Source organism: Desulfovibrio inopinatus DSM 10711 (assembly GCF_000429305.1).
GTDB classification, from domain to species: Bacteria; Desulfobacterota; Desulfovibrionia; order Desulfovibrionales; family Desulfovibrionaceae; genus Alteridesulfovibrio; species Alteridesulfovibrio inopinatus.
Genome location: NZ_KE386878.1, coordinates 119,735 through 145,636 on the forward strand (window position 1 = coordinate 119,735; position 25,902 = coordinate 145,636).

The 25,902-nt window shown below is 47.9% G+C and carries 23 protein-coding genes and 1 pseudogene; 13 read left to right on the forward strand and 11 right to left on the reverse strand.

The annotated features are described in order from the left end of the window. Positions 1 to 51: 51 nt before the first annotated feature. The 3 genes from G451_RS33865 (at position 52) to G451_RS30895 (ending at position 1,760) form a co-directional block, all read left to right on the forward strand. Complete coding sequence (locus tag G451_RS33865) at positions 52 to 174, forward strand: desulfoferrodoxin FeS4 iron-binding domain-containing protein (protein WP_084448699.1); 123 nt, start codon at positions 52 to 54, stop codon at positions 172 to 174. A gap of 83 nt (positions 175 to 257) precedes the next feature. Then, positions 258 to 845, forward strand: coding sequence for a sll1863 family stress response protein (locus tag G451_RS0121020; protein WP_027185780.1), 588 nt, complete (start codon positions 258 to 260; stop codon positions 843 to 845). Positions 846 to 890: 45 nt separating this feature from the next. Beyond that, complete coding sequence (locus G451_RS30895; RefSeq protein WP_051261752.1) at positions 891 to 1,760, forward strand: gamma-glutamyl-gamma-aminobutyrate hydrolase family protein; 870 nt, start codon at positions 891 to 893, stop codon at positions 1,758 to 1,760. Between the two features lie 181 nt (positions 1,761 to 1,941). On the opposite strand, the gene G451_RS33870 is transcribed toward G451_RS30895, so the two are convergent. Then, positions 1,942 to 2,073 (reverse strand): DUF3096 domain-containing protein, encoded by a 132-nt coding sequence (locus G451_RS33870; RefSeq protein WP_084448701.1) that lies wholly within the window; start codon positions 2,071 to 2,073, stop codon positions 1,942 to 1,944. A 299-nt stretch (positions 2,074 to 2,372) separates the two neighbouring features. Between G451_RS33870 and G451_RS0121035 the strand changes: the two genes are divergently transcribed. The 3 genes from G451_RS0121035 to G451_RS0121045 all read left to right on the forward strand — a co-directional run bounded on the left by G451_RS0121035 (position 2,373) and on the right by G451_RS0121045 (position 5,222). Next, positions 2,373 to 2,639, forward strand: a complete 267-nt coding sequence (locus G451_RS0121035; protein WP_034643344.1) for a hypothetical protein — start codon at positions 2,373 to 2,375, stop codon at positions 2,637 to 2,639. Positions 2,640 to 2,850: 211 nt separating this feature from the next. Further along, positions 2,851 to 3,426 (forward strand): HPF/RaiA family ribosome-associated protein, encoded by a 576-nt coding sequence (locus tag G451_RS30900; RefSeq protein ID WP_034643347.1) that lies wholly within the window; start codon positions 2,851 to 2,853, stop codon positions 3,424 to 3,426. Between the two features lie 380 nt (positions 3,427 to 3,806). Further along, the gene (locus G451_RS0121045) at positions 3,807 to 5,222 is read left to right on the forward strand and encodes an outer membrane homotrimeric porin (protein WP_027185782.1); all 1,416 of its coding nucleotides are present in this window, start codon (positions 3,807 to 3,809) and stop codon (positions 5,220 to 5,222) included. A 125-nt stretch (positions 5,223 to 5,347) separates the two neighbouring features. Here the strand turns inward: G451_RS0121045 and G451_RS0121050 are convergent, their stop codons facing one another. Together G451_RS0121050 and ilvN are read right to left on the reverse strand one after the other, a co-directional pair. Next, a complete protein-coding gene (locus G451_RS0121050) occupies positions 5,348 to 6,277 on the reverse strand; it encodes a phosphate acyltransferase (RefSeq protein WP_027185783.1) in 930 nt (309 codons plus the stop codon). 8 nt (positions 6,278 to 6,285) lie between these two features. Next, the gene (ilvN, locus tag G451_RS0121055) at positions 6,286 to 6,765 is read right to left on the reverse strand and encodes an acetolactate synthase small subunit (protein ID WP_027185784.1); all 480 of its coding nucleotides are present in this window, start codon (positions 6,763 to 6,765) and stop codon (positions 6,286 to 6,288) included. 370 nt (positions 6,766 to 7,135) lie between these two features. On the opposite strand from ilvN, the pseudogene G451_RS35445 reads away from it, so the two are divergent. Further along, positions 7,136 to 7,690 (forward strand): annotated as a pseudogene (locus tag G451_RS35445) (IS5 family transposase); the annotation flags it as partial. Between the two features lie 23 nt (positions 7,691 to 7,713). Here the strand turns inward: G451_RS35445 and G451_RS0121070 are convergent. The 3 genes from G451_RS0121070 to fliM (G451_RS0121080) form a co-directional block, all read right to left on the reverse strand. Beyond that, positions 7,714 to 8,058 (reverse strand): hypothetical protein, encoded by a 345-nt coding sequence (locus G451_RS0121070; RefSeq protein ID WP_027185786.1) that lies wholly within the window; start codon positions 8,056 to 8,058, stop codon positions 7,714 to 7,716. 384 nt (positions 8,059 to 8,442) lie between these two features. After that, on the reverse strand, positions 8,443 to 9,420 hold the full coding sequence (gene fliM / locus G451_RS0121075; RefSeq protein WP_027185787.1) for a flagellar motor switch protein FliM: 978 nt from the start codon (positions 9,418 to 9,420) through the stop codon (positions 8,443 to 8,445). Positions 9,421 to 9,634: 214 nt separating this feature from the next. Further along, a complete protein-coding gene (gene fliM / locus G451_RS0121080; RefSeq protein ID WP_027185788.1) occupies positions 9,635 to 10,612 on the reverse strand; it encodes a flagellar motor switch protein FliM in 978 nt (325 codons plus the stop codon). Positions 10,613 to 11,310: 698 nt separating this feature from the next. Here fliM (G451_RS0121080) and G451_RS0121085 point away from each other — a divergent pair. The 3 genes from G451_RS0121085 (at position 11,311) to G451_RS0121095 (ending at position 16,461) form a co-directional block, all read left to right on the forward strand. Then, entirely contained in the window at positions 11,311 to 11,544 is a 234-nt protein-coding gene (locus G451_RS0121085) for a hypothetical protein (RefSeq protein ID WP_027185789.1), read from the forward strand. A gap of 8 nt (positions 11,545 to 11,552) precedes the next feature. After that, positions 11,553 to 12,554 (forward strand): DUF6976 family protein, encoded by a 1,002-nt coding sequence (locus G451_RS0121090; protein ID WP_027185790.1) that lies wholly within the window; start codon positions 11,553 to 11,555, stop codon positions 12,552 to 12,554. Positions 12,555 to 12,927: 373 nt separating this feature from the next. Then, a complete protein-coding gene (locus G451_RS0121095; RefSeq protein ID WP_027185791.1) occupies positions 12,928 to 16,461 on the forward strand; it encodes an FAD-binding and (Fe-S)-binding domain-containing protein in 3,534 nt (1,177 codons plus the stop codon). 207 nt (positions 16,462 to 16,668) lie between these two features. Here G451_RS0121095 and G451_RS30905 read toward each other — a convergent pair whose 3' ends face one another. Together G451_RS30905 and G451_RS0121105 are read right to left on the reverse strand one after the other, a co-directional pair. Beyond that, a complete protein-coding gene (locus tag G451_RS30905) occupies positions 16,669 to 17,151 on the reverse strand; it encodes a hypothetical protein (protein WP_245587854.1) in 483 nt (160 codons plus the stop codon). Then, positions 17,144 to 18,136, reverse strand: coding sequence for a 4Fe-4S dicluster domain-containing protein (locus G451_RS0121105; RefSeq protein WP_027185792.1), 993 nt, complete (start codon positions 18,134 to 18,136; stop codon positions 17,144 to 17,146). The genes G451_RS30905 and G451_RS0121105 overlap by 8 nt, the downstream gene beginning before the upstream one ends. Before the next feature lie 246 nt (positions 18,137 to 18,382). On the opposite strand from G451_RS0121105, the gene G451_RS0121110 reads away from it, so the two are divergent. The 3 genes from G451_RS0121110 to G451_RS0121120 are packed head-to-tail and all read left to right on the forward strand — an operon-like array spanning position 18,383 to position 20,883. Continuing rightward, the gene (locus tag G451_RS0121110) at positions 18,383 to 19,750 is read left to right on the forward strand and encodes a sigma-54 interaction domain-containing protein (protein WP_027185793.1); all 1,368 of its coding nucleotides are present in this window, start codon (positions 18,383 to 18,385) and stop codon (positions 19,748 to 19,750) included. Positions 19,751 to 19,786: 36 nt separating this feature from the next. Continuing rightward, positions 19,787 to 20,635 carry a glutaminyl-peptide cyclotransferase gene (locus G451_RS30910; protein ID WP_245587855.1) on the forward strand — a complete coding sequence of 283 codons (849 nt, stop codon included), beginning with the start codon at positions 19,787 to 19,789 and terminating at the stop codon, positions 20,633 to 20,635. Next, complete coding sequence (locus tag G451_RS0121120; protein ID WP_245587856.1) at positions 20,632 to 20,883, forward strand: hypothetical protein; 252 nt, start codon at positions 20,632 to 20,634, stop codon at positions 20,881 to 20,883. The genes G451_RS30910 and G451_RS0121120 overlap by 4 nt, the downstream gene beginning before the upstream one ends. A 20-nt stretch (positions 20,884 to 20,903) precedes the next feature. Here G451_RS0121120 and lgt read toward each other — a convergent pair whose 3' ends face one another. The 3 genes from lgt to G451_RS0121135 form a co-directional block, all read right to left on the reverse strand. Beyond that, entirely contained in the window at positions 20,904 to 21,719 is an 816-nt protein-coding gene (gene lgt, locus G451_RS0121125) for a prolipoprotein diacylglyceryl transferase (RefSeq protein ID WP_027185795.1), read from the reverse strand. A gap of 167 nt (positions 21,720 to 21,886) precedes the next feature. Next, the gene (locus tag G451_RS0121130) at positions 21,887 to 22,471 is read right to left on the reverse strand and encodes a DUF1318 domain-containing protein (RefSeq protein ID WP_027185796.1); all 585 of its coding nucleotides are present in this window, start codon (positions 22,469 to 22,471) and stop codon (positions 21,887 to 21,889) included. Positions 22,472 to 22,511: 40 nt separating this feature from the next. Next, positions 22,512 to 25,820 carry a hypothetical protein gene (locus G451_RS0121135; RefSeq protein WP_027185797.1) on the reverse strand — a complete coding sequence of 1,103 codons (3,309 nt, stop codon included), beginning with the start codon at positions 25,818 to 25,820 and terminating at the stop codon, positions 22,512 to 22,514. Between the last annotated feature and the right edge of the window lie 82 nt (positions 25,821 to 25,902).

The window sequence follows — 25,902 nt, forward strand, 5'->3', positions numbered from 1 at the left end:
TCTTATATCCGGACAAGGCAGATATCATTGTCCGTAAACACAGGAGTGCGTATGCCGAGTCAAGAAGGTCAAGTTTACACGTGTGAGTCTTGTGGGGCTGTCGTTTTGGTGCAACAAGGTGGAGGCGGAGAATTGGTCTGCTGTGGGGAACCTATGGTTCTCGTCAGTAAATAACATCATCAGTGCCTTTGAGACTGGTTTTATGTCCAGGAGTGAGTGCAGTATTATTCGCTTGCTCAGGAGAAAAGGAGAAAGATATGCGATATATAATATGGGTTGTTTTGGGCGTTTTTCTTATTGTGGGGGTGAGCGCGTGTGATTCCGGTGAACAGGCCAAAACAGAGGCTGAAAAAACTCCGGCAAAAACCGAACAATCTCCGGATGACACTATGAACAAGGCAAAAGAGTCGTTATCCGACTTGGCCAAAAAGACCCAGGAACAAGCCGAGCAAACTGCTGAAGCTGCCAAGAATCTTGCGGGTAAGGCCATGGAAGAAGCGGGGAAAGCCGCTGATAAAGCCATGGAATACGCTAATGAACAGTCCGGTGTTGTTCTGGAACAGGCTCGTCAACAGGTTGATGCCATGCAACCTCAAATCGAAAAGTTCAAAGAGAAGTCTGCCACTCTGTCCGAGGAAGGCAAAGCCAAGTTGGACACGACGATACAACAAATGAATGATCTTCTCGCGAAAGCCAAAGAGCAAATTGCGGAATTGGCGAAATCGGCTCAACCGACCTTGGAACAGATTCGGAACGGTTTAGAGAAAACACTTGCCGAGCTGGCGAAACTGTTTCAACAAGCTTCACAAACGATTGAAGAAGACAAAGGACAACAGACGACTTAACGAAAAAGACATATGAGTCACCAGTACGATTACGTGAGGAGACACATGCTGGGGCGTGGGCAACAAGTCTCGAAAGAGCTTGTGCCCAGGCCCCGCATTCATTCTATGCCACCTCGCATCGCTGTCACTGGTCCGGAAAATGGTGGTATCGCCATGTGGATATTTCTTTGGTTCGCTGTGGTGCTGGCTGGGGGCCGACCAACGAGAATGACACCACGACATCGTTTCTCTCTCGATGAATATGATGGGCTTATTATAAGTGGAGGAGTCGATGTCGATATGAACCCGGACGACGCCGCAGAGAGCCTTGGTCGTTTGACGATGGAAGAGGCTGGCCAAGAAACGCGTATATTGCGCGCTCTTGCGCATTATATTGTGTACCCGCTTGTAGCTTTGGTGCGTTGGCTTTTTCGAACAAAGCACCCCAATCGTCTTGATCACGAACGAGATGCAATGGAAATGGCGGCCCTGAACGAAGCAGAGCAGTTAGGCATACCGATTCTCGGGATATGCCGTGGTGCACAGTTGATGAATATTGTTCGTGGTGGCAGCCTTCACCGTGACTTGACTGCATTTTATACAGAAACCACGCAGATACGGACAATCTTTCCAAGAAAACGCGTCGAATTTGTGGAGAAAAGTCTTCTTCGACGAGTGTTCAATGCTCCATCAGCCAAAGTTAACGCACTTCACAACCAAGCTGTCGATACGCTTGGTGCCGGACTCGACGTCACTGCTGTTGAAGATACCGGCGTTGTGCAGGCTATTGAGGATCAATCGTTGCCGTTTTTTATTGGTGTGCAATGGCACCCTGAATTTCTTCCGCAAAAGGCATCACATCGGGCATTGTTTCGAACACTGGTGGAGATAAGTGCCCAATACCGCAGGTCGTGCCCTGACCTCTTTTCTGTGTAAAGCGTACAATATTCTTCGAATCCATTCAGGCTCCTTCTCTCCATATACCGTTTGTTTGTCGAGCTTATTTACGGTTACATCGCATGACGCGAATCACATTTCGTGAATCAAGAACGGGACAGACGGTCTACATAGGGTGAAGTTTCCTGAATGGATTGAAGGAATGACGTGGTGATTCTCTTTATCGCAGGGCGAGAATTCCCGTGATAATGAGGTATGCTGCGACAACGTAATTGAGAATGGTTGGCTTGATGAGAATGACGATACCGGCAATAATAGCAATGACAGGTTGCAAATGCATTGAAACGTTCATATTTCGCCTCCTTGGGAAAAATTGGGATGAAATAGTTGAGCAATACATGCGATAAAGCGTCATTGAGAGTGGGGTTGTCTCCCTATGCTCCGCGAATTTAATGTGAGCCTTCATGAATTTCAGGCAAAGTTTATGGCGTCGCGAACTCTTGTGAAAACAACGAGTTGTGTTGTCTCTTACAGGAATTGAGGAAAAATGGCGAGGAAAGAATACATATTGTCTCGTTCTCATGAACAGAGCAAATGGACATGTTTTATGAGCCTAGCAAAATGTATCGTAAATCTGGAAGGAGATCAGTGATGAAAGGCGTATGGGATGGGTTGGACAAAGAACGGGTATCTCGTGGTGTTGTTTTGGCATATATGAGCGACGAGTATTTAGAGGCATTGGAACACGTAAACAATGCCCAATCTGCGGAAGAACTTGCCTCGGCTCGGGAGATTGTTAAAGATCTTATGTCGTTATGGCGTGAGGAGTGTCCGGAATATGCCTTCATGGTTGATTGTTTGTATTTGTTCTCAGAGAAAATTGAGCAGTCCTTTCTTGCAGAAGGTTCTTCTGATTGAGATATAAATTGGTATTTTAGAATAAAAGGCAAAATATTACAGCGTGTTGTCAAAAAGTTTTCATTTTTATGACAGTTTTATTGGACGAAAGGGCAAACCGGCGTTATTGTTAAATTAAGCTCGCATCCTAAAAGAGGATCAGCGGTAATGTCATTAGAGACGCAGGGAAGGCCTTGCAAGGACTCCATTCCAGAAGGAGGGATTACGACTGATGAAACTGCCTCTTGATATCTCCTACCGTGGCATGGAAAAGTCGGCTGCCATTGACGAACTTATTCATAAGAAGGCAGCCAAGTTGGAGCAGGTATGCAATCAGATTAACAGTCTTCGGGTCGCTCTTGAGGTTGATCACAAGCGACAACGCTCCACGATGAGTTTCCGGGTACGCCTGGATTTTACTGTACCTCCGGGACATGAATTGTGTGTAAAGAGGGAGTCCACCGGTCAAAACGCAAACGATGACCTTTATCTGCTTGTTCGGGAAACGTTTGACGCAGCGAAGAGAAAGGCAAGCAAGCTGAATCAAAAGCAAGGGGGACGGGTTAAGCCCCATCCCGAGCATGAAGTACAAGCTGTTGTCTCGAAGCTGTTTCCTGGAGAGGATTACGGATTTGTCCGCACCTTGAATGAGCGTGATGTGTACTTTCATCGCAACAGTGTCGTGTATGGCGACTTTGAAGATCTGACAGTAGGCGACGGCGTTGCTTTAGAGGTAACACAGGGAGAAAAGGGGCTTCAGGCAACATCAATTCGGCTTATCGAGAGCCGAACTCGACCTGAAGCGTAAATAAATATCCATACTTGAAGTAAAATTCATAATGGCGGCCGGGAAATTATATTTCCCGGCCGTTTTGTATATGGTGTCTCAAGTTTATTAATATGAACCACTGTGCGTGAAAAATGTGGTCGAAAAGAGCGAGTCAAAGAAAGGTGGTTTTCGTCGTGGTATCCAAATCTTCAGTATGTAGGGCATCCGTCTCGTAGGAGAATGATACCTGGTGAGTGATCAGGATGGTGTCTCCGTCATGATGGAGAATAGAGAAAATTATTTGATTTAGTAAAAAATTTTTGACTTCCTTTTTAATTGAGATTAGTTATCATTCTCAAGTGATGGCATTTTTTAGTTTATGCTGTGTCAATTCAGTATGTTGAAGGAGATTGTTTGTTATGAAACGACTACTGTTCGTTGCTTCGTTCTTTACGCTTCTTTTCGGCATGTTCACTGTTGCCAGTGCTACCACAGAGATTCGTATGGTAGGGGATGCTCGCATTCATGCGAACTGGTATGCAAACTATCAATTTACAGGCTGGAACCGTGATGGAACCGAAACCGTTGATCCTGTCACGATTTGGGAACGCTTTCGTTTGCGTACCGATTTTATTGCAAACGAATCATTGAAGTTCCGGTTAGGACTTAAAGTAGAAGAAGTTTGGGGACACGGAACTTTTACGGCAGACAATTCGGATGTCTCGCTTGAAGTTTATCAGGCCTACCTGAAATTTAAATGGCCTGATACGGATATTGAGATCACCGCAGGTTACCAACCTTTGGCTTTGCCTCAGAGCGCTTTTTTTGATGGCAGCATTGTTTTTGATTCCGAAGCTGCTGCTTTGGTCGTCACTTCGCCGTTAATCGACGATACATTGGCCATCAATGCTGGTTTCATTCGTTTTTTGGATAATGGCCAGGATGATTTCACTACGACGCAAGTCGCTGATGAGCTCGATGCCTATTTTCTGGCATTGCCCATCACACTTGACGGCGCAACCATTGTGCCGTGGGGCATGGTTGCCGTTGCTGGTATCAATGGGAACTACGGTGCGTTTGGTGACGGCAATGGTGCGGAACTCTTCACTGCTGGCACGTACATGATCGCTCCCGTTGGGCTGAAGAATAACCAGAATGTGTATTGGTGGGTTGGAGGTGCGTTTGAAGTGGACGCACTCGATCCGATCAAATTGTATGCTGACGTTCTTTATGGTGAAGGTAATTCTGGTGATCGTGACAAAAGCAAGCGATGGGGCTGGTTTATCGATGGCGCCATTGAATACACCGGACTCGATATGCTGACGCCGCAATTGTCCGCTTGGTGGAGTTCTGGTGAAGATGGAAGCACGCGAAATGGTTCCGAGCGCATGCCTTATCTTGTTTCTTCATGGAATTCATCTACCTCGTTCCTGTTTGACGGTGGTCAGGAGTTCGAAAATGGTTTTGTTGGGGTCAATCCCATCGGAAGCTGGGGAATTACGGCGTCTCTGAATGATATTTCGTTTATCGAAGACCTGACTCACCGTCTGACCTTCACGTATGCTCGCGGGACCAATTCAAAGACAGCCTTACGAGATGCTAATCTTATCCTTGGAACCAACAACTTTTTCATCATGGGCAAGGACCTTACAGTAGACGAATATGTTCTCGGATTATCGTTCGATCATCAATATATGATCTACGAAAATTTAGCCCTCATTGCTGAAACGGGTTGGGCGCACGGTGAATTCGATAAGGACGTTTGGGGACGACGTTTTTACAATCAAGCCAGTGATATGTGGAAAGTTTCCTTGGGATTGAAATATCAATTCTAGCTTCTCGCAGTATAAACTCGTTCATACAGATGCAGCCGGGTCCGAAAGGGCCCGGTTTTGCGATGACATTCTGAGTGGTGATTTTTTGTTTTTGAAGCAGAAGCCGGGAACAAGGTCGTTGGTGGTTATAAAGCCTGCAATGTCTCCGGTTTTGTCAGGCAGGCTGCCAAAGCCAAAGAATGGAGCTTGGTTGCTTCACTGTCACCGCGTGATGGTACCACCAATGGCACGGCACTCCCGGCAACAATTCCGGCAATCGGGACTTTGTTAAAGCTGTTGAGGCTTTTATACAGGACATTGCCGCTTTCAATAGCCGGTACGACCAGTATGTCGGCCGATCCAGCTACAGAATTGGTTATTCCCTTTATCTGGGCTGCTTCATGCGACACGGCAATATCCAAGGCCATGGGCCCAGCCGCGTCTACCTCGCCGAATTCACCATGTTCGGCCATTTTGGTGAGCAGATCAGCATCAAGGGTGGCAGGCATCGCCGGATAATTGACTTTTTCCGTTGCGGCTAAAAAGGCGATTTTGGGACGGGAAACACCGATTGCGCGCATGACGGTAACGGCATTTTTGACGATATCGACTTTGCGCTGCAGGTTCGGACGAATATTGACTCCAGCATCGGTCAAAATCATAAGTTGGTGTGTCATTGGGCGTTCGAAGAGCGCCACGTGGCTTAAAACTCCCTGTGGAGGGGCGCCTGTTTCTTTGTCCAGGACCGCTTTGAGGAGGTCAGCCGTGGGAACAAGCCCTTTCATCATGAGGCCGACTTCACCCTGCCGATATAAACGCAACGCAAACCGTAGGGCGTTCCCCGTATCAGGTTCATCATAAAATTGAAATCCATCAATATCTAAACCGATGTCTTTGGCTTTGGCCTTGGCAGTGGTTAGATCGCCAACAAACACAGGGATAGCGACATTGCGTTGCATGGATTCAACCGCAGCCCGCAGAACAAAACCATCCACCGGGTTGACAACAGCAACACGCGGCATCTCGGGCAGCCCCGCGCAGGCCGTGATAAGATCGTCGAGGCAGGTAATATGCATGATGCCCCTTATTCGTCGCCACGCTTGAGCGCGATCATTCCGGTGCGACAGAGACTTTTGATGCCAAATGGTTTGAGGAGTCGAATGAGTCCATCAACCCGCTCCCGATCTCCGGTCATTTCGGCAGTGATGGAGGTTTCCCCCATGCCGACCACAGAGGCTCGAAAGACTTCAAGTACTTGCATAAGCCGGCTCACGCTCTCTGGTTCCATGGCCACTTTAACGAGCAGTAATTCGCGATCGACGAACTCTTTACGGGCAAGATCGTCCATTTGAATAATGAAATCCATGTCGGCAATAGCCTTGGTTATTGCGTCGACTTGGCCATCTTCAGCTTCCAGGCACAAAACCATGCGGGAGACTTCAGGATTTTCCGTTTCACCGCAGGCAATGCTTGTAATGTTGAGGTCTTGGGTCTTGAACGCCAGAGCCATATCGGCCAATACGCCGGGACGATTGCGTACAAGAGCGGAGAGGGTATGTAACACGTTGGCTCCTTCATAATATTGAACGGTAACTTGTGTATACCCGGTTCTGAATTTCTTGGAAAGGCAATCGTTCTGACTTTGCTTCACAGTCCAACATTGTGGAAAATGAAGAGAGGACTTGGTCTTTCCCTTAAGGAAATAACAAAGAGCTCAATCAAAAAAATGCAAAATGATTGGACACATATTTGTCGTAATTCAGATGCATCGTTTTATTGCTTATGATAATTGTTGGATTGCATTACGACGTGTTTCTAAAAATCCTAGATATTGGGATTGGTTATAGCTTCGACGGCTTATTGTGGATTCTTCGCTCCGGAGCCCCATGGCGTGATCTCCCAGGGGGGATTTTGGCCCTTAGCAAACTGTTTATAAATGGTTCAATGCTTTAGCCAAGCCTCATATTGGGCAGAGAGTTCTTGCTACTTTTTCCCCGAGAAGCGGCCCTCGAAGTGATTCACTTGGATACCTCCTATGTCCGCACTCATCAGCATGCGGCCAGGGCAAAAGGGGGCACGATGCCCAAGCAATCGGTCGTAGCCGCGGTGGGCTGACAACCAAAATCCATGCCGTCGTCGATGCGTTGGGGAATCCCCTTCGTATCAAACTCGCCGGTGGGCAGGTACATGACAGCGTTCCGGCTCCAGAGTTAATTCAGGGCCTTCAGGCTGAATTCGTTGCCGCCGACAAGGCTTATGACTGCAACAGCTTCATAAGTCTCATTATCGGACAAAATGCCAAGCCCGTTATTCCGCCCAAGAAGAAGCGTCCCAACCAGCGGAAATACGACAAGCACATTTATAAAGAACGACATCTCGTAGAGTGTTTTTTTTTGCAAACTCAAAGGCTTAGACGAATTGCTACTCGTTACGAGAGATTGCAGATTACTTTCTTGGCAATGATTACTATCGCCTCATGTCTCATCTGATTGCGGTAATTTGGAAACACGCCCTAGTTGTTCTCTTTGATACTTTCTACTGCAAGATATTTGGGCGAATACACGCAATTTCCTTCTATGCGTACAGAACTGCTTTTCGTCATTGCTTTATTGAGTGCGCGTTGCAATTTGGAGTCATCGGAGCAGACTTCGATGTGTCCATTTTCCTCAAATGGTAAGGGAGCTGTTCCGGCAGGAGCTGAACCCGGCATATCGGTGACGCCATAGTCAACATTGAGGAGGTAACACGTCTCACTTTTGCGTTCCACTACAGTGCCATAAAGTGCGCAGTCTCCGGCAAACGCAGATGTGATACCAAACGTCATGAGGAAAAGAAGCAAGAATGCATATTGTTTCATAGGAATAATCCTTAGCGGCAAGTTGAACGTACAAACCCTAGCCGGTTTTTTAGGGAAGATACGTTGATTTGCCCTGCCGGGCAAGGCAGGGGGGAAGAAGCGTGAAATCTTCTGATTGCTGACAATTTTGGTTGCAAACATGACCACGCTGCTGTTCGCAAGCCAACCGCAATAGAAAGAAAAAACGCCATACGTTTTGCATCGCGCCCTTCATTATGTTCAGAGGGAATACCTTGCGTATGTGAATGTTTAGCCAGAGGACACTTATCGTATTCATAAATGTGCTCAACGGGTTGGTTTACGTTGAGGGGATGGGTATAGAAAAATACTGATATTTTTGAATGGTTACACTAAGATGACAAGCAAATCTTGCACTTCACAGGGTTAGAAGTGTGTTTCCTCTTCCTTGATGATTTGAATTGCTTTATTCGATTTGACCCTGCCGGGCATCCCCTGGAATTTGCGTACGCCCTGAACTTCCGCTTCAAGCAGGTCGTCGACATCAGTATCAAGTAAAAGGATGTCACCTTTATGCAGGTTTAACAGTTGTCGTCCTGTGATGTGTGTGTGCCCAAGTCTGACAACCATCTCAACCGGTGTTTCCATCAGTCGTTCTTTGAAACGAGCTATCCACGCATGGTCCACTTCCAAACGTTCGGTTTGGAAGGACGCAAATAATTTGGAGCGAATGGGTTCGATGGTGGCGTATGGGAGACAAACAACAAGGGAACCTATCGCATTTTCCAACTCCACCTCAAAGGTGACGACGACGACAACGTCTGACGGTGGGACAATGGCAGCAAACTGGGGATTGATCTCCGAACGGACCAATTCGATATGGACCTCATGGACTGGGCGCCATGAATCCTCGAGGTTAACCAGTGCGAGTTTGACAACTTTACTGATGATGGCTTGTTCGATGTGAGTAAAATCCCGCCCTTCAACTCTTGGCTGCGAGCCGGCTCCACCAAAAAAACTTTCAACCAGGGCAAAAACGAGTCGCGAATCCACGACCATAATGGCATTGCCACGCAGAGGGTCGAGTTTGAAAATATTAATGGATGTCGGTACGGGTAAAGACCGCATGAAATCACCGAATTTTGACATGTCGATGGAGATGGGATTCACATCTGCACGTTTTCGCATAGCATTTGCTAAGGCATTGGTTGCCAATCGAGCGAATCGATCGTTGATGATTTCCAATACGGGCATGCGGCCACGAATGATGCGGTCTTGGTTGGAGAGGTCAAATGAAACAATTCCCGACTCATCTTCCAAGATGTCGCTTTCGGCCTCAACTTCGCCACCGGTCAACCCGCGGAGTAACGTATCGACTTCGTCTTGAGAAAGAATTTTGCTCATGCCGGACCTGTATCTGTGGTGGAAGGTAGACTGAGGATCTTGTGGCTATTGGTGCCGTCGTTCGTTTATTGTGTACACTGTGTATAGATTGAAATGTCAGGAAAAGAAACGAATGTCCACGGCCATGAAAAGAGGTATTCTATTGATTGCAGTGTAATACAATTTGCCCTGTCGCACTCTTTGCAAAAAGCCTGAGGATATCGGCAATGAAAATTTAAAAATGGGTTTCTTCTTCCTTGAAAATTTGGATTGCTTTGTTTGATTTGACGCGACCAGGCATACCCTGGAATTTGCGAACACCTTGGATTTCGGCTTCAAGCAGATCATCGACATCGGTATCAAGCAACAGAATATCGCCTTCGTGTAAACTTAAGAGTTGACGTCCTGTAATTTGTGTGTGTCCAAGTCTGACAACCATTTCAACCGGCGTTTCCATCAAACGTTCTTTGAAGCGGGCTATCCATGCGTGGTCTACTTCAAGGCGTTCTGTCTGGAACGATGCATAGAGCTTTGATCGAATAGGTTCAATAGTGGCGTAAGGAAGGCACAGAATAAGCGAGCCGATAGCGTTTTCCAATTCCACTTCAAACGTCACGACAACGACAACGTCTGATGGCGGGACAATGGCAGCAAACTGGGGGTTGATCTCCGAACGCACCAATTCAACGTGCACTTCGTGCACTGGACGCCATGAATCCTCGAGATTGGCCAGGGCGAGTTTGACCACCTTGCCTATAATAGCCTGCTCAATAGGGGTGAAGTCTCGTCCTTCGACTTTGGGTTGTGAGCCGGCTCCTCCAAAAAAATTTTCGACAAGGGCAAAAACGAGACGCGAATCCACGACCATGATGGCATTGCCGCGCAGAGGATCAAGTTTGAATATATTAATGGATGTCGGCACGGGCAGAGAGCGCATGAAATCGCCAAATTTGGACATATCGATGGATATGGGGTTCACATCGGCACGCTTCCGCATAGCATTTGCCATCGCGTTGGTTGCTAGCCGGGCGAAGCGGTCGTTGATAATTTCCATAACTGGCATACGCCCACGGATAATACGATCCTGATTGGACAAATCGAAAGGAACAATCCCTGACTCATCTTCCAGGATGTCGCTTTCGGCTTCGACCTCGCCGCCTGTCAACCCTCGTAATAGGGTATCGACTTCATCTTGAGAAAGTATTTTGCTCATGCCGTATCCAAGGCGTTGATGGAAAATGTCCTAAAGTGACCTGTTTCATGAGATTCAAACATCTCGATAAAACGAGTTTGAAGATCAAAGCGTTGACTCGGTTTACCGATTGCGATCGATTCTGTCTACTCTCGGTAACGATTTAAGCCTTTACTGGGATTAGAGTTGGTTGTTTCTTGTCATATTGATCTAGAAAACGAGCATCTCTCTTGAGCATTGATGCCGAATGGAACTGCTCCAATAGAAAAAATGCTGTTTTTGTCAATCTTGACGTGTCGGTACTCTGTTGTTTTGTTCATGAATTCAGAGTTATTTACTCGCTTATTAGGTAGTATGACAGGATTGAAATGAGAATGCTTTGGTATGCGCTTCACCTCGTTTCTTGAGTCGTATTACGCACTTTTCATCGTCGAATATATTATGGTAGTGTAAGTTGAAAATTATTTTTTCAGCTTGAGAAGAATTCTGATAGTATTCACGGGGATGTTCTGTTAAAAGAAAAATACTATACTGGAATGTTCACTTTTTTGTTGAGTATGTCGTACACATTATTTGAAAATTATTCTGATGGAAAAGAGTGTTGTAGCGTTCCTTTTTTTTCGCTTCTATCTTTACAGGATTATTGCATAATGGTAGATATAAATGGAGTTTATTCCCCTTTCGGATTTTAACAACGCCGACTTAACGGAGGGATGGCCATGAGTGTTCCAAGCAAGTCAAACAAGACTTGGACAGACATTGTAACGGGTAAGAAGACGTATCAGTTGAAGTTTCTTGCTGCAAAGATTCTTCTCGGAAGACTGACACATGCTGTTAAGGATGACCCTTCTCCTGGGAACATCCAAAAAAGTATCGATCAACTGCATGCATTGTTTTCTAAAAACGCCCATATGCCGAACGTTCAGGAAGATATTAAAACTATTTTTGGCTAGGAGGAGCTATGAGCCAGGCCATCATGTCGATCGATGAGGTGAAGGGACTTATTGAAAAGGGCCGGATCCTGCTTCTCTCCGGAGACGAAGCCGTACTTGGACAGTTGCCTCAAGGGAAGTGGATCGGGGGAACCATTCCATATTTTATGTCTAAGAAACACGGTGGAATCTCCACCAAGGAAATGGTGTTTTGCACTGATTTAAGCGATGCGGTTGAAAGTGCCAACATCATAGAATATAATGAAAACTCTTTGGCCAAAGTGTATTCTGAGGCTCCGGAAGATGGATTCTGTTTTGTTTTGATCCCCGCACTGTCTCAAACTCATTTGACCTTTGCTTTGAACGCCCCGAATTATAAAGATTTCGGTGTACGCCCGCTGATCGGCTGGATTACCGGTGTGCACTTGGACGATTTGGGGAAAGTGGCTCCCAAAGTCATAAATGGTGAAACAGGCAAATTTTTGGAAGATGCAGCCTTGGTGATGCAAGCCAAGTTGCCTCAAGGCAAAGCCGCTGATATCGGCATCATCAATTTGTTTGAGCAAGGCGACGGCGACATTTTGACTTTTCCGCAGGATGGATTTTCTGCCACCGATGTTTTCGTCAATGGCGAAAAGCAGAACTTTGCGGAATATCTGACGAAAAATAATTTTGATACGAAGTTGCCTTTGGTTGCAGACTATTACGGCGCCTCGGTGAATATTAGCTTTCAGGCCGTTGATACAGACGCCGGTGAAGTGAAATTCTATGCGCCGGTTTTCAGCTCTATTCGTTACAAGCACGCCAAACCTGTTGGCGATTATGTTAATGAATTCACGGAAAAACTTAAAAGTGAATGCGGCTTGGATGAGAATCGCCTTCTTTTTTCCTGCAACTGCATCCTCAATTACCTCTACTCGGAACTTGAAGGTAAAAAGACTGACCCCATGGTTGGGCCAATCACCTTCGGCGAAATCGCTTACCAATTATTAAATCAAACGCTCGTGTATCTTGAGATTCACGACGTCTAAGTCCTCTTGAAGGCCCGGAACAACTCCATTGTTCCGGGCCTTTTCTTTTGTTTCTTCCGTTATGAAACATGCAATGCATAGAGTGCCCGATGTCATCGGACCTGAGATATCTCAGGAGCATTGGAAGCATGTCATTATACCTTGGGTTGCAGTTCATTTTTTTTTCGGATAGAGTTCCCCCCTCTTTCATGTACAATTCAAGCCGTATCCGAAGCACTATGCGCACGCTCTGTCTGAATAACTATTCATCTGCTTGCCTCCAAGATTCATGGTGGACCGGCTCGTGTTGCCGATCTTCTTGATATCTTGTCCTTCGCCGCTTCGGTCCTTATTTCTTCTCCTCCACACCTCTTAAGCGAAAAGGCAAAATGCCATGCCAGAAAAAAAACCTCATATTTCTCTTCCTTTGGAACGTCTGATCCCGAGAGTTCTCGGGATTTCGCTGCAAGAAGTCGATGCCTTCCCTGAAGACGTAGCTGAACTCACGAAACGTCTGGCTGCCGAACTTTTTCTCGTGATTTACAATCCCTTTATTGATGCTGAAGACGTTCGTGCCAGTGCCAATAAACGGTTGCAGAAAGCGAGCAATGTGACGTCGTCTGACTATATGAAGATTCTGCGGCAAAGCGTGGCATTGTTTTGGAAGCAGTACGAAGAAGACCGGGCTTTCATTACGAGTGTTATTGAACGGCTTCGCGAGCATCTTCCTGAAAAGAATATTCTCACCAGTGCGAATCATCGTGTTGAGTGCGCCACCGATGCCACCGATCTTCGTATGGCACTTCCCATGGCCGTGCTTACCCCGAATTCTATTGATCAGATTCAAGCGATACTGCGGTTGGCCAATGAAATGCATTTTGCCGTCATTCCCCGCGGTGGCGGATCCGGTTTGACCGGTGGGGCCATTCCTGGAGATGGTCGTGCCGTGGTGTTGAGTCTCTCTCGTTTAAAAAAGATTTTGGATATCGACGAAGAGCAAAAATTATTATGCGCGCAGGCTGGTGTTCTCACCTTGAATGCCATCAATGCCGCCGCTGAGAAAAATCTTTTGTTGACGGTGGACCCGGCATCCAAGGCGGCATCGTCGCTCGGTGGGAATATTTCGGAAAATGCGGGTGGTCCCTTTGCGTTTGAATATGGGACCACTTTGGACAATATCGAAAGCTACAAAGTCGTACGTCCGGATGGGTCGCTTGTTTCCGTGGCACGTCGCGACCATCCTCGCCACAAAATCATGCCTGATGAAACGGCGATTTTTGATGTTCGCAATGAGTCGGATGAGATTATCGATGAAATTCGGTTGAGTGGCGATGAAATTCGCGGAAAAGCATTGGGCAAAGACGTTACCAACAAATTTCTTGGCGGTCTACCTATTGTCCAAAAAGAAGGCGTGGATGGAATTGTCTGCGAAGCATGCTTTACGCTGTATGAAAAACTTGCGTACTCGCGGACGCTTTGCTTGGAATTCTATGGTCGAAGCATGCATAAAGCCATGCTTGTTATTCGCGACGTTGTCGGCCTTCGCGATACAATTCGGACACAAGGCGATTTGGTTAAAATATCGGCCTTGGAAGAATTTGGCCCCAAATATGTCACTGCCATTGATTACCAAAAGAAGTCCGGCCAGTACGAAGGGGATCCAATCTCCGTTCTGCTGTTGCAACTGGATTCCAATGACGAAGAAGCACTGGACAAAGCCGTCGGTGAAATTGTGGATATCGCCACTCCGTATGAGCAGGTCGATATCTTTGTAGCCCATGACGAAAAAGAGTCGGAACTGTTTTGGGAAGACCGGCATAAATTGTCTGCTATTTCCAAGAGAACATCCGGATTTAAGATTAACGAAGATATCGTTATTCCCTTGAGTGTTGTTCCCGAGTTTTCCGATTTTCTTGAACAACTCAATTTGTATTATACGTCCAAAGCATATCGTCTGGCCCTGCAGAAGGTCAGTCAACTTGCCGGTATTCCGCCTTCGGACGAGTTTGTTAGTATGGAAATGCAGTTCGCGGCCGGTATCTTACGCGGAACCCATAACGCCAAAGACTTAAGCGATACCGAGCTGCAAGTGCAGACATCCTTTTTCTTTAAAGATCTGCAAAGCCGTTATCCCAAAGAAGCCAAGCCTATTGCTGCAATTTTTGATAACATGCTGGCAACGCGAATCGAAGTGGCCAACCATATGCACGCCGGAGATGGCAACTGCCATGTGAATATTCCGGTCAATTCCAATGACGCGGAAATGATGCGTCAGGCTCTGGAAGCAGCAGACAAAGTTTTTGAAAAAGTTACGGAGCTTGGTGGTGCGATTTCGGGCGAACACGGCATTGGCATCACGAAAATTGGATTTTTGGCCGAGGACAAGATTCGTGCTCTTCGGGAATACAAGGAGAGGGTTGACCCGAATAATGTGCTCAATCCGGGAAAGCTCGTCACACGTGAACTTGCATTCGAGCCGTATACTTTTTCGTTCAACCGTCTTATCCGCGACTTGAAGAAAACGGCATTGCCGGAAAAAGACAGGCTCATTGCACTGTTGACAAATATTCAAGTCTGCACGCGTTGTGGGAAGTGCAAACAGGTTTGTCCCATGTACAACCCTGAACGCGGCCTCATGTTCCATCCCCGGAATAAAAATATCAGTTTAGGGGCACTCATCGAAGCCGTGTATTATTCCCAATTACAGCACGGTCGACCTGACCCGTTTTTGCTCGATAAGCTGCGTGAGTTGGTAGAACATTGTACAGGATGCGGAAAATGTGTGGCGGCCTGCCCGGTCAAGATTAATACGCCGGATGCAACCCTGCACATGCGTGCCTTTTTGCATGAAAAAGGGGCCGCTGGCCATCCGCTAAAAATGCGTGTTTTGAATTTTCTGGCCGATGATCCAGCCAATCGCATTCCAAAAGCAGCGAAAGCGGCTGCATGGGGACAAGCCTTCCAGAATCGTATCACTGGTTTGATACCGGCAGCGTGGCGGAACCGCTTTGAAAATCCCATGTTACATGGTCCCGGTCCGCTTGTAGGATTCAAGAATCTTTCCGAGACACTGCATCTGGACAAAGGGTCGTGTTTTGTTCCAGAGAATGCTGCACTGTTGTCGGAAACGGTCTTTTATTTTCCTGGTTGCGGTGCCGGGTTGTTTTATCGATCCATTGGCATGGCTGCATTGCATTTGTTGCTCAAAGTCGGTGCGTCGGTCATCATGCCCGATGTGCATCTGTGTTGTGGCTATCCGTTGCTCGTGAGCGGATGCGAAGAAGCCTATGCTAAGAATAAACGGCGTAATTTGGAAAATCTTCTTGAATTGTTTCATAAGGCTGGAAACAAGGGCCTGCGACCCAAATATGTTTTGACGTCGTGTGGAACCTGCCGCGAAGGTCTGTCGCATTATGACTTCAAGGGTGATGCCGGCGTTGACCTTATTCATCAGGATGTCACGCAATATCTTATGACGAAACTTGACGCACCGAGCACTTTTTCTGCGGAAGACATCTTGTACCATGCGTCCTGTCATAGTGAGTGGAGCGGTATTTCTTCCTCCAAAGTTCCGGAAGCATATCGCCAGACATTGAGCGATCTGACGGGAGATAACGTCTTCCTGTCTCCGGGGTGCTGCGGAGAATCCGGACTTGGTGCGATGACGTCGCCGGAAATTTACAACAAGATTCGTGAGAAAAAGCAGGAACAACTCGAAAAGGATTTCACAAAGATTCCGGAGTCGGGGCCTGTGATCGTCGGTTGCCCCTCGTGCAAGATCGGTATTAAACGAAGCTTGATTGACATGAAGCGAAAAAATACGGTCATGCATTCGTTGGAATATCTTGCTGAACGCACTGATGGCCCGGATTGGAAGAAAACCTTACGGCGAAATGTCGTTCCGCAAGCCCAATTGATTGAAAAATAAATCAACGATGACAAGATGTTGAATGGAATAGTCGTTGTGTAACAAATATCACGGCCGTCATGCCTAAAGCATGGCGGCCGTTTTTGATATGTATGGGGCAGCACGCTGTTTCTTTTGGACGTACTGCCATGTGTTTCCAACCAAAGGGCCGGACATCGTATGATGCCCGGCCCTTTGGTTGGAAGGTTGGGAGGCGAAGAAAATATATTAGGAAGTGATGACGCGGAAGTTTCGTTTTTTCAGGAGCAGTGTTGTCAGTGACAGTACTCCCCATATAATAACGGAAAAGAGGTGAATCCAGTCGATCAACAAGGTTGTTGTTGGGCTAAAGAAAATATTGGGTTCATTTTTCAATACTCGGAAAATTCCTGTGACAATGATAAGACCGATGAGACTAAACTTCGCTATCCCGACGGACGTCACAGCGAACTGTGTTTTCAAGACGGTGATATACCGAGTGACGAGATTAAAAGTGATGTATAAAAACACCGCGGCGAGGATATAATGCAGGATATTCGTCAGGTAAAAATCGGCTAACCAACCCATTCCGGGAATGTCGGCAATATAATACCGTTTGAAAATGGGCATTTGGGCAAAGCCGGTCAGTGCAAGACCAAAAACAAGCCATTTCCACACCCGAATCATTGCAGGGGAAACCAGCGCCTCTGCCTTGACCACCGTATTAGTCATGATGATTCTCCTTCCCGCCTTGATTGGATAAGAAGCTTTTCACTTTCCATAATCCGGCAACCATACCAGCGACAGGAGCAACCATAACGGCATAGCCAATGTTCTCTTCGTTTTCCATGGAGTTTGGAACTACAGACAAACTCGGTTTTCCCGGCCCTTTGTCAATTGCCGCGTTGAGTTTTTCAAACGGCACAGGAGAGACGTAGAATGTATTGGTCCCGCCGTTTTCTTCAACGCCATACAGGTATCCGTTTTTTTCTTTGGCCATGCGTTGAGCCAAGGCAAGCATTTCGTCGCGCGGTCCAATAGTTTGGACTTCTTGTGGACATACCTCAATGCAGGCCGGTTTTTCACCTTTGGTCAGGCGATCGTAACACCGGTCGCATTTGTACATGACGCCGTTGCCCGCAAAACTAGGCAGTAATCGCAGATACAGCCCGACCCCGGTTTGTCGTTGGGGGATGTCCCAAGGACAGACCGTTTTACATTTGGCTCCACCAAGACACAAATCGGTTTCAATACGAACGACGCCGTTTTCTTGTTTCCTGGCTGCGCCAAAAGGGCATAGGTTGGCACAAGGTGGGTTCGTGCAATGAAGACACCGGCGGGGGACATTGATGTCATAGGATTGGCCTTCATGTTCCACCTGAGCAGACTGAATGAAGAGCCAGTTATACGGTGTCAGCCGGTCATTGACATCACGTTTATCTGACCAGTCCGACACTTTTACACGCGGCGGATACATTGTAGGAAAAGGCTTTTGGGGCTCGGGAAACTTGGCCGCATTGGCTTCGTGGCAGGCATCGACGCATGCGCCACAGGCAATGCATTTTTCCAGGTCGAGCACTGTGGCCAGCTCTTGAGAGCTGGAAGTGCTATCGGTTGCAGCTGCCGCAACGCTCGGCATGGCAGTGACGGCAGCAGAAACGCCCAAAGTCTTGAGAAAAGATCGTCGTGAAAGCAGAGGCGAAGATGGGGTTGTCATATTCGTTATTTCATTTCCTGGCTTGTGGTTCGATGGAAAAAGTGTTGGCGAACCGAATGAGCTTTCTTCTGCGCCGAATAAGCAGATTTCGTGCCGTTTGAAGGGATTTAACAAAACCCCTTTGAAACATGGGGAATAGAGAGAAATACCGAACAATATCGTGTACACAAATGAGCAGGTGATTGCACACCTGCTTAAACAATTGTATATTTGGACAATATGAGACAAATATATGGAGGAGGATTCGTGGACCTGGATCGACACTGGAAACGCATTGTCAACGCGATGGTTGAAGGCGTGTTTGTTGTGAGTACAAGCGGAAAGATACTGCTCGTCAACGATGCAATGTGCTCGTTAACCGGATATTCACGTGAAGAACTCCTTTCGACAACATGTCATATATTCGAGTGTGATGTCTGTGAAAAAGAGCGATCGTTGGATGGGGCATGGTGTAAACTTTTTACGGTATCGCGATCCATGCCGAAACGTTGCGCGATTCGACGTAAGGACGGTTCTTTTCTACCTGTCCTCAAGAACCAAGCACATCTTTTTGATGAAGAAGGAGCCATTGTTGGCGCGGTCGAAACTTTGTTCGATGTTTCCGACCTCGACGAACGAGAACGTCAGATTGAAGATTTATCGCGGCGGCTTGGACACGAAGGAAGTTTTCACGGCATGGTCGGTCAAAGCGAAGTTATGCTCCGTGTGTTTACCCTTTTGGATAAAGCTTCGAAGAGTGATGCACCGATTCTTCTTCTTGGAGAGTCGGGGACTGGGAAAGAACTGGCTGCTCGAGCCATTCATGAACTTGGAAGCCGTCAAGCAGGCCCGTATGTTCAGCTCAACTGCGCCGCGCTCAATGAGGCATTATTGGAGAGCGAGCTTTTTGGGCACATGAAAGGAGCGTTCACAGGCGCACATCGTCACCGCATAGGCCGGTTTGAAGCTGCTCATAAGGGAGACTTGTTTCTTGATGAAATTGGGGATGTTCCCCTTTCGATTCAAGTGAAACTTCTTCGCGTCCTCGAAACGAAATACATTGAACGCGTGGGGGATAACCAGCCTATCGCGGCTGATGTGCGCATTATCGCTGCGACGAACAAAAATCTTGCCAAGCTCGTGGAAGAAGGCACCTACCGTGAGGATCTTTATTATCGTATCAACGTCATTCCTATTGCCTTGCCACGGCTTCAAGATCGCCTGGAAGATTTGCCGCTCCTCGTCGATCATTTCGTCAAGCAACTTCAGATAAAAACGGGAAAGCCCATTCACGGCATTGATTCTGCGGCCATGCGTCGATTTACGCAATGGACATGGCCGGGAAATATCCGTGAATTGCGAAGCGTTCTAGAATATGCATTTGTGGTATGTGAAGGAGATCGCATCACAGTTGAAGATTTACCGATTCAATTTGGAGATACACAGGATTGTTCTCAACCTGAGACCCGCGTATTTCCATCTGATCTCAACGAACGAGAAGCACTCGTCGGTGCGCTGGAAGCAGCGCATGGGAATAAATCGGAGGCGGCGCGGTTGCTTGGTGTCAGCCGAGGAACCGTTCTGAATCGTATGCGGAAGTACGGCGTGGATTTAGCCAAGACTATTACGAAATAACTGTCTCACTTGATCGGAAAAATGAGGAATTTCAGCGTGAAATCCTGGTGGACGACCTTACGAAAGATTGCCTTTTGTGGATGTGTGTGGGGGATGAGCGGGCTATTGAGCCTCGTCGTTTGCGGGAACATGGCGTGGGGCGCACCGCGATATACGGCAGAAGTCATACAGATGTTACCTCACGACAAAACAGCTTTTACCCAAGGATTGGTTGTCCATAAGGGAAAGCTTTTTGAATCGACCGGGCGGTATGGCCGGTCAAGCGTGCGCCAGATTGATCCGATCACAGGAAACAAAGAAAAAGAATACCGCCTGTCTCGGGATGTTTTTGGAGAAGGCTTGACTCTGTATCGTGATCGCTTGTTTCAACTGACATGGCGTGCAGGTGTTGTTTTTGAATATCGACTGAAGGACTTGGAGCCTGTAGGCGAGTGGCCCTTGCCGACGCAAGGGTGGGGAGCCACGGTGTTTGATGATATGGTCGTCGTTTCCGACGGCAGCGACACCCTTTCGTTTTATGACCCCAACACATTTCAGCTCATGAAGAGTATACACGTCCACGATGGTGATGTGGCAGTGCTGGAACTTAATGAACTCGAATCATTTTGTGGATACATTTTAGCGAATGTTTGGCATAAGAATGATATTGCAGTCATTGAACCCCAAAATGGTCAGGTTGTTGCTTGGATTGATCTGTCTTTTTTGGAAGGTCTGCAACCGGGAAGACGATCTGCTGAAGCTGTACTGAATGGTATTGCGTACGACCAGAATCATGGTCTTTTGTATGTAACCGGCAAGTTGTGGCCACAGATTTATGTCATTGCTGTCGATGGCCTTGATGCACTGACAAACAACCAATGTAGAACCACCGGAAATAAACCATGAGCTCCATGAAAAAACGGTGCATGACGTGCAAATTTTGGCAAGGGCCCATTGACCCCGCTTCTCGCTACTGCCCTCCAGAAGAAGTTTTACGCGGGGAGTTTGGGTTTTGTAAACGCCATGCACCTCGACCGGCAGTGGTGCCAGTCGAGGCTGCACGGGGGAAAACATATATAACCATTTGGCCGGAAACCACAGCCGGTGATATTTGTGGAGATTACGTGAAGTTACCGTTGTATAAAGAAGATTAGATTGCTTCGCGCATTCCCAGCTATCGTGTGACTGACTTGGTTGTCCGTTGTTTATTGGCAGAGATTGACCAGGCAAGAACCACAATTCCAAGAATGATCATGGGGAAGGACAGAATTTGTCCCTCCGTCAGCCATCCAAATGCGATATACCCGATGTGCGCATCCGGTTCCCGCACAAATTCCACCAAAAAACGAAAACATCCATATAAAAGAAGAAACAACCCGGAGGCAGCACCCCGAGGACGAGGTTTACTGGAATAGAGCCATAAGACGGTAAACAGAACCAGACCTTCAAGGGATGCTTCGTAGAGTTGAGAAGGGTGGCGAGGAACACCGCCAGCCAACGGTCCGGGAAACACAACGCCCCATGGGAGATCGGTAGGCTTTCCCCAGAGTTCTGCATTGATAAAATTGCCTATGCGCCCTGCAAAAAGACCGAGCGGAGCGAGAGGAACAATGAAGTCGGCGACGGTGAAAAATGTTTTTCCGGTTTTACGGCCAAATAACCAAAAACCGATCGCAACGCCGATGGCACCGCCATGGAACGACATCCCTCCCTGCCAGACTTTGAAGAGGACAAGCGGATCTTGAAGAAATGCATGGAGGTCATAAAAAAAGATGTATCCAAATCTTCCTCCAACCACGACACCCAAGACGCAATATGTGATGAGGTCATCGACTTGGTTAGCTGTCCAACCTGATTCGGGTTTGGATGCACGATATCTCCCGAGCATCCATGCGCCGAGAAATCCGATAAGATACATAAGGCCATACCAGCGAACATGCAGAGGGCCAATGCTGATCGCTGTAGGATCAATTTGGGGATAAATAATCATGAGTCTCTCTCGTGACAGTGGTGTTGAAGGGCAACTGTTGGGCAAAAAAATCTGACCGTGAAGAACGAGTGTTCCTCTTCCCACTTGAAGGCTGTTCGGCGAGCCTGCGGGAGACGGTTTTCACTCGTCTTCACGTATCCGTGATCCGGTCTTTCCGGAGAGGTATGCTACTTCTGACTCCAACTTCCCGAGTTTGATTGAACAAACCAGCCAGCAGAGGCTTTGCTGCGCCAGACATCGGCGAAAACACGCTGAACTTGTGACGTCTGATTGGGGGGAAGGTTCATGGCTTTGGCAACCTCGGCGTAGAGTTGGCGGCGATCGGCATTGTCAGCATCGACAAGGCGGCGCAATTTTGCTTGGTCCGCCAGGGACAATGTTCGTGCTCCATTTTGACGAAAGGCGACGAATCCTTTGTTATCCAAACCGGCCGCACCGGAGAGATAGAAAGGAACCAGTTGGCTATGCCGGTTGGCCAGACGATTTTTGATGGATCTGATGGTCGCGTTTTCGACTGTGGCCGGATTTTGAGCCCATGCCGATGATGGACCAAGGTATTCATACATGCAAAGCAGGAACGACGAAATATTGAGCATGCTCGATTGTTGTCCGTCTTGCCCGTAGACATCGTTGACGATTTGTTCCGCCGCTTTTTCCACCTTTGCTTCGGGAAAATAGACATTGACCGTTACACAAGCGGCAACAAGCGTCGCCACAAGGGCTGTCACAAACAACCGGATGAAAAGTCGCATAGTGTTTGTTCCTTGTTATGGGGTGAAAATAGGACTGCTTTTATTGCTCGATGCGCGGTGGAGACACGACACGAGCAACGCGTTCGGCCATGTCATGAAAGCCAATCGTATTGTTGGGATTGCCATTGACCACGTTGATGCCGGTGAGCCCGCGCTTGACGAGATACTCCACGGAGTCATCCTGAATCAACCCTCGGATGGTGAAGACATCATTTTTCAAGGCGCACAGAAATCCTATACGCGAATACGAAAATTCTTTGAAGATACCGAGAAAGATGTTTGCACCTGCGTCGGTAATTGCTGACCCTGTTCCCAGAATGGAGATGGCATTGACAGCTTTGAGACTGATGGAACGGGAATCCGTTGCTGTTTCAGGACTTTCGGCACGGAGGATGAATGTTACCGGTTCTTCATGCGCGATGGTGAGATTGTCGAGATCGAGATTCAAACGTCCGGTGACATGACCGATGCCTGTGGCCTGAGATACCTCCGCGAGATTCAAGCCGGTTATCGAAGCATCGGCGCCGAAGACACGGTCTTGACTCAATGGGTGAAGAGCAAAAAGGTTGTTTACCATGAGTTTTCCTCCAAAGACTGTACCAGTGACATCGCCATGGAGTTGCAGCCGTTCGGGAGTGAGAATGATTTCGGGAAAGTCGGCGTGTAGCATTCCCGTAAGCCGAATATCTCCCACGGAGAAGGTGTCAAGGTTTACGTCCAGTACAGCCTTTGAGCGCGCACTAAACTTCCGGGAAAGAGGATGCTGAACATACAAAGGGCCAACCTGTCCGTGAAAGCCGGAGTAGGAGACATCGAAATGATCGCCATGCGAAGGGTGCACCGTCAGTAACTCGGGTTGGAGTATAACGCGAAGGTCAATCGGTTTTTCGGGGCCTCCATGCGGTGGAACGAGTTGTGCGTTGAAATGTCCAGCCTGAGGAGAGGATATTTTCTCGATGGGCCCGGTTTCTCCGAATGCATAGGCAAATGGCAAGTCCAGATTGATTTGTCGAAGATTCACCTGGTTTGTTTCATCTTGCTGAACGCGAAGTAGACCGTTGTGAAGGGTGAGCTGTCCTGACGTCACGAAGCCGTTCCTACGCGGAGTTATTGAACCTCGAGCTGTGAGATATCCACCCACGTCGGTTTTTTTCAAGAGAGGAGTCGAATCGGCAAATGGATCACGCACAATCAAACGAAAAAGGGGATCAATGTTGGCGTGTTCAAGGGTGACCTCGGCATGCTGGAGGTTGTGTGCCGCATTCAACGACCACGTTGAGGATGTGCGCATGGCTTGCCCAAAAACTAGTGAAGTTTTTCCTGATCGTTTGTTCAACATATACTGGATGTCGAGATGAAGAGGAAAATGCTCCAGATTCATATAATACTGGTCGAAGAGCATTTCACCGGTCGGCATTGTCAACGTTGCGGACAGTTTTTCTTGTGAAAATCGTCCTTTCATCTGCAAGCCCAATCCTGCCGTCATGAGACGCCCGTCTTGTGTACTGATCGCAAGGTCTTTGCCTGTGAGTGACGCAAGCGCCGCGGGACGCCCGTTTTGTTTCGTCAATTCGATTTGTCCGACAAGTTCTCCCTGTGTTTGTGCACGCCTGAGACCTTCTTCACCCAAGGCGGCCCCCACGATGTGAGGGAATCCGCGAAGCGGAAGCGAAACGTGCATTTTTCCATTTCCCGACAAGGGATCGAAGAGGGGAATACGTACGTTGCCATAACTAGAAAGCATGTTGGGACTTTCCACGCGGAGCTCGTCCAATGATAGAATATTGGCATTATCCAGATGGGCGTGACTGCGGAGTGTTATGGCAGGCATCGCAATTGAGTCGGATTCTGATTTTATTTTCCAGTTGGGCACACGTATCTTGAGATTGGCTCCCCATTCTTGTTGTGCATCTTTGGATACGGAGAATTCAAGTTCTCCTGATGTGAGAGCGATATAGGGGTGAGATATATTGAATTGCGTATGTCCTGCGGCTGTCAGGTTTCCGGTATCCTCATCACGTTCGATATGGAATGACGTGGTGTGATGGGCGTTGGTCTTGTCCTGCTTTGATTCGAGGTTACCGTCAACGGTGACATCACCTTCAAGCAGCGTCATAGAATCGGCTTGCATTTTGATATGGAGAGCACCGGTCAACGAGGAATGTGCTCCATATACATTATGAGTTTGTGCATGGTGTTGCAATACGGTCTGCATACGATCAAAGTGTACTGTTGTAGACGTCTGAAGGGATTGGTCATATTCGGCATGGAGATGAACCCCAATTTGCCCTGTTGAAGAGGCGGTAAGCGATGGAGGAAAAAACAATTCGAGCAATGCCTGAGGGAAGGGCGCCTGAATTGTTGCGTTGGCGTCGGCGGTGAAATGCAAGTCAGGAGAGACCACCCCATCACCATGCAACATAAAAGTCTGGTGGGGCGTCGTTCCAGTTAGCTGTACTGTCCAATTTGGGTTGGGCTGCGCATTCGCGATTACATGTATTTCTAATGGAAATATCGGGTCTATGAGATGTTGCGCGTGTGGGGAGGACTTGAGAAACATGGTGGGAGCCTGTGCCACTGCATGCAGTTCAAATTGCCCTGAGCTGTCTTCCGAGGGCTGGAGTTTCGCATTGAGCTTCAAAGGGACACGGCCTGATGGCGTCGAAAGGATTGCGTTGTGGCTTTGCACCGAGAGCTGAAGAACATGAAACTGTCCTGTCTCGGGCGTAACGGTCAGGAGACTTTCCAAAGAGACCGGAAGAACGAGTTCGATCTCGTTTGCGCTTCTGGTGTGGAGACGACCAGTTGCTGTGACATCCCATGACATGCCGTTGGTGTCCATCTCGTCACCCGGACGAGTACGAATCTGGCCGGTACATTTTTCGGCCGTGATAAAGGCGGCAGGAGTACGCAAGTCGAGACCGGCGTTGTCGAATTGAACAGAGTGAATGGCGGACAAGATGAAACGCGGAATAGGGAGAGCGGCCGGTGCCGTTTGATGCGGGGCTCCTGGAGAGAGCCGCACTTGCGGTGAAAAAAGAGTAATGTTGATATCGGGAAGAATGGAATGTGATTCCGATTGTATCAGGTGCACATGGATACTGTGGGCATTTAAGGCAAACGAGTTGGCCGATCGGATATGCACACCGTCAATGACCACGCCCGGATTGTTCGCTAAAAGAGCCAAGGATTCCATTCGCACATCGGCACCGGCTAATGTGCAAATTTCGGTTGCAAGGCGTCCTGCTTTTTGTGGAGAAAAAAGTAATAACGCCAGTAGGCATAACAGCACAGTACTTGTGGTGAAGAGAAGGACTGCCACTGCGGTGGAAAGTGTCCGGAGAATCATAACGAGGAGTCCGTGCACACGCGGCGACGTGATAGTATGACGTTATGTATCGTTCGCACTCCGCCCATAGCACGAACTGGCC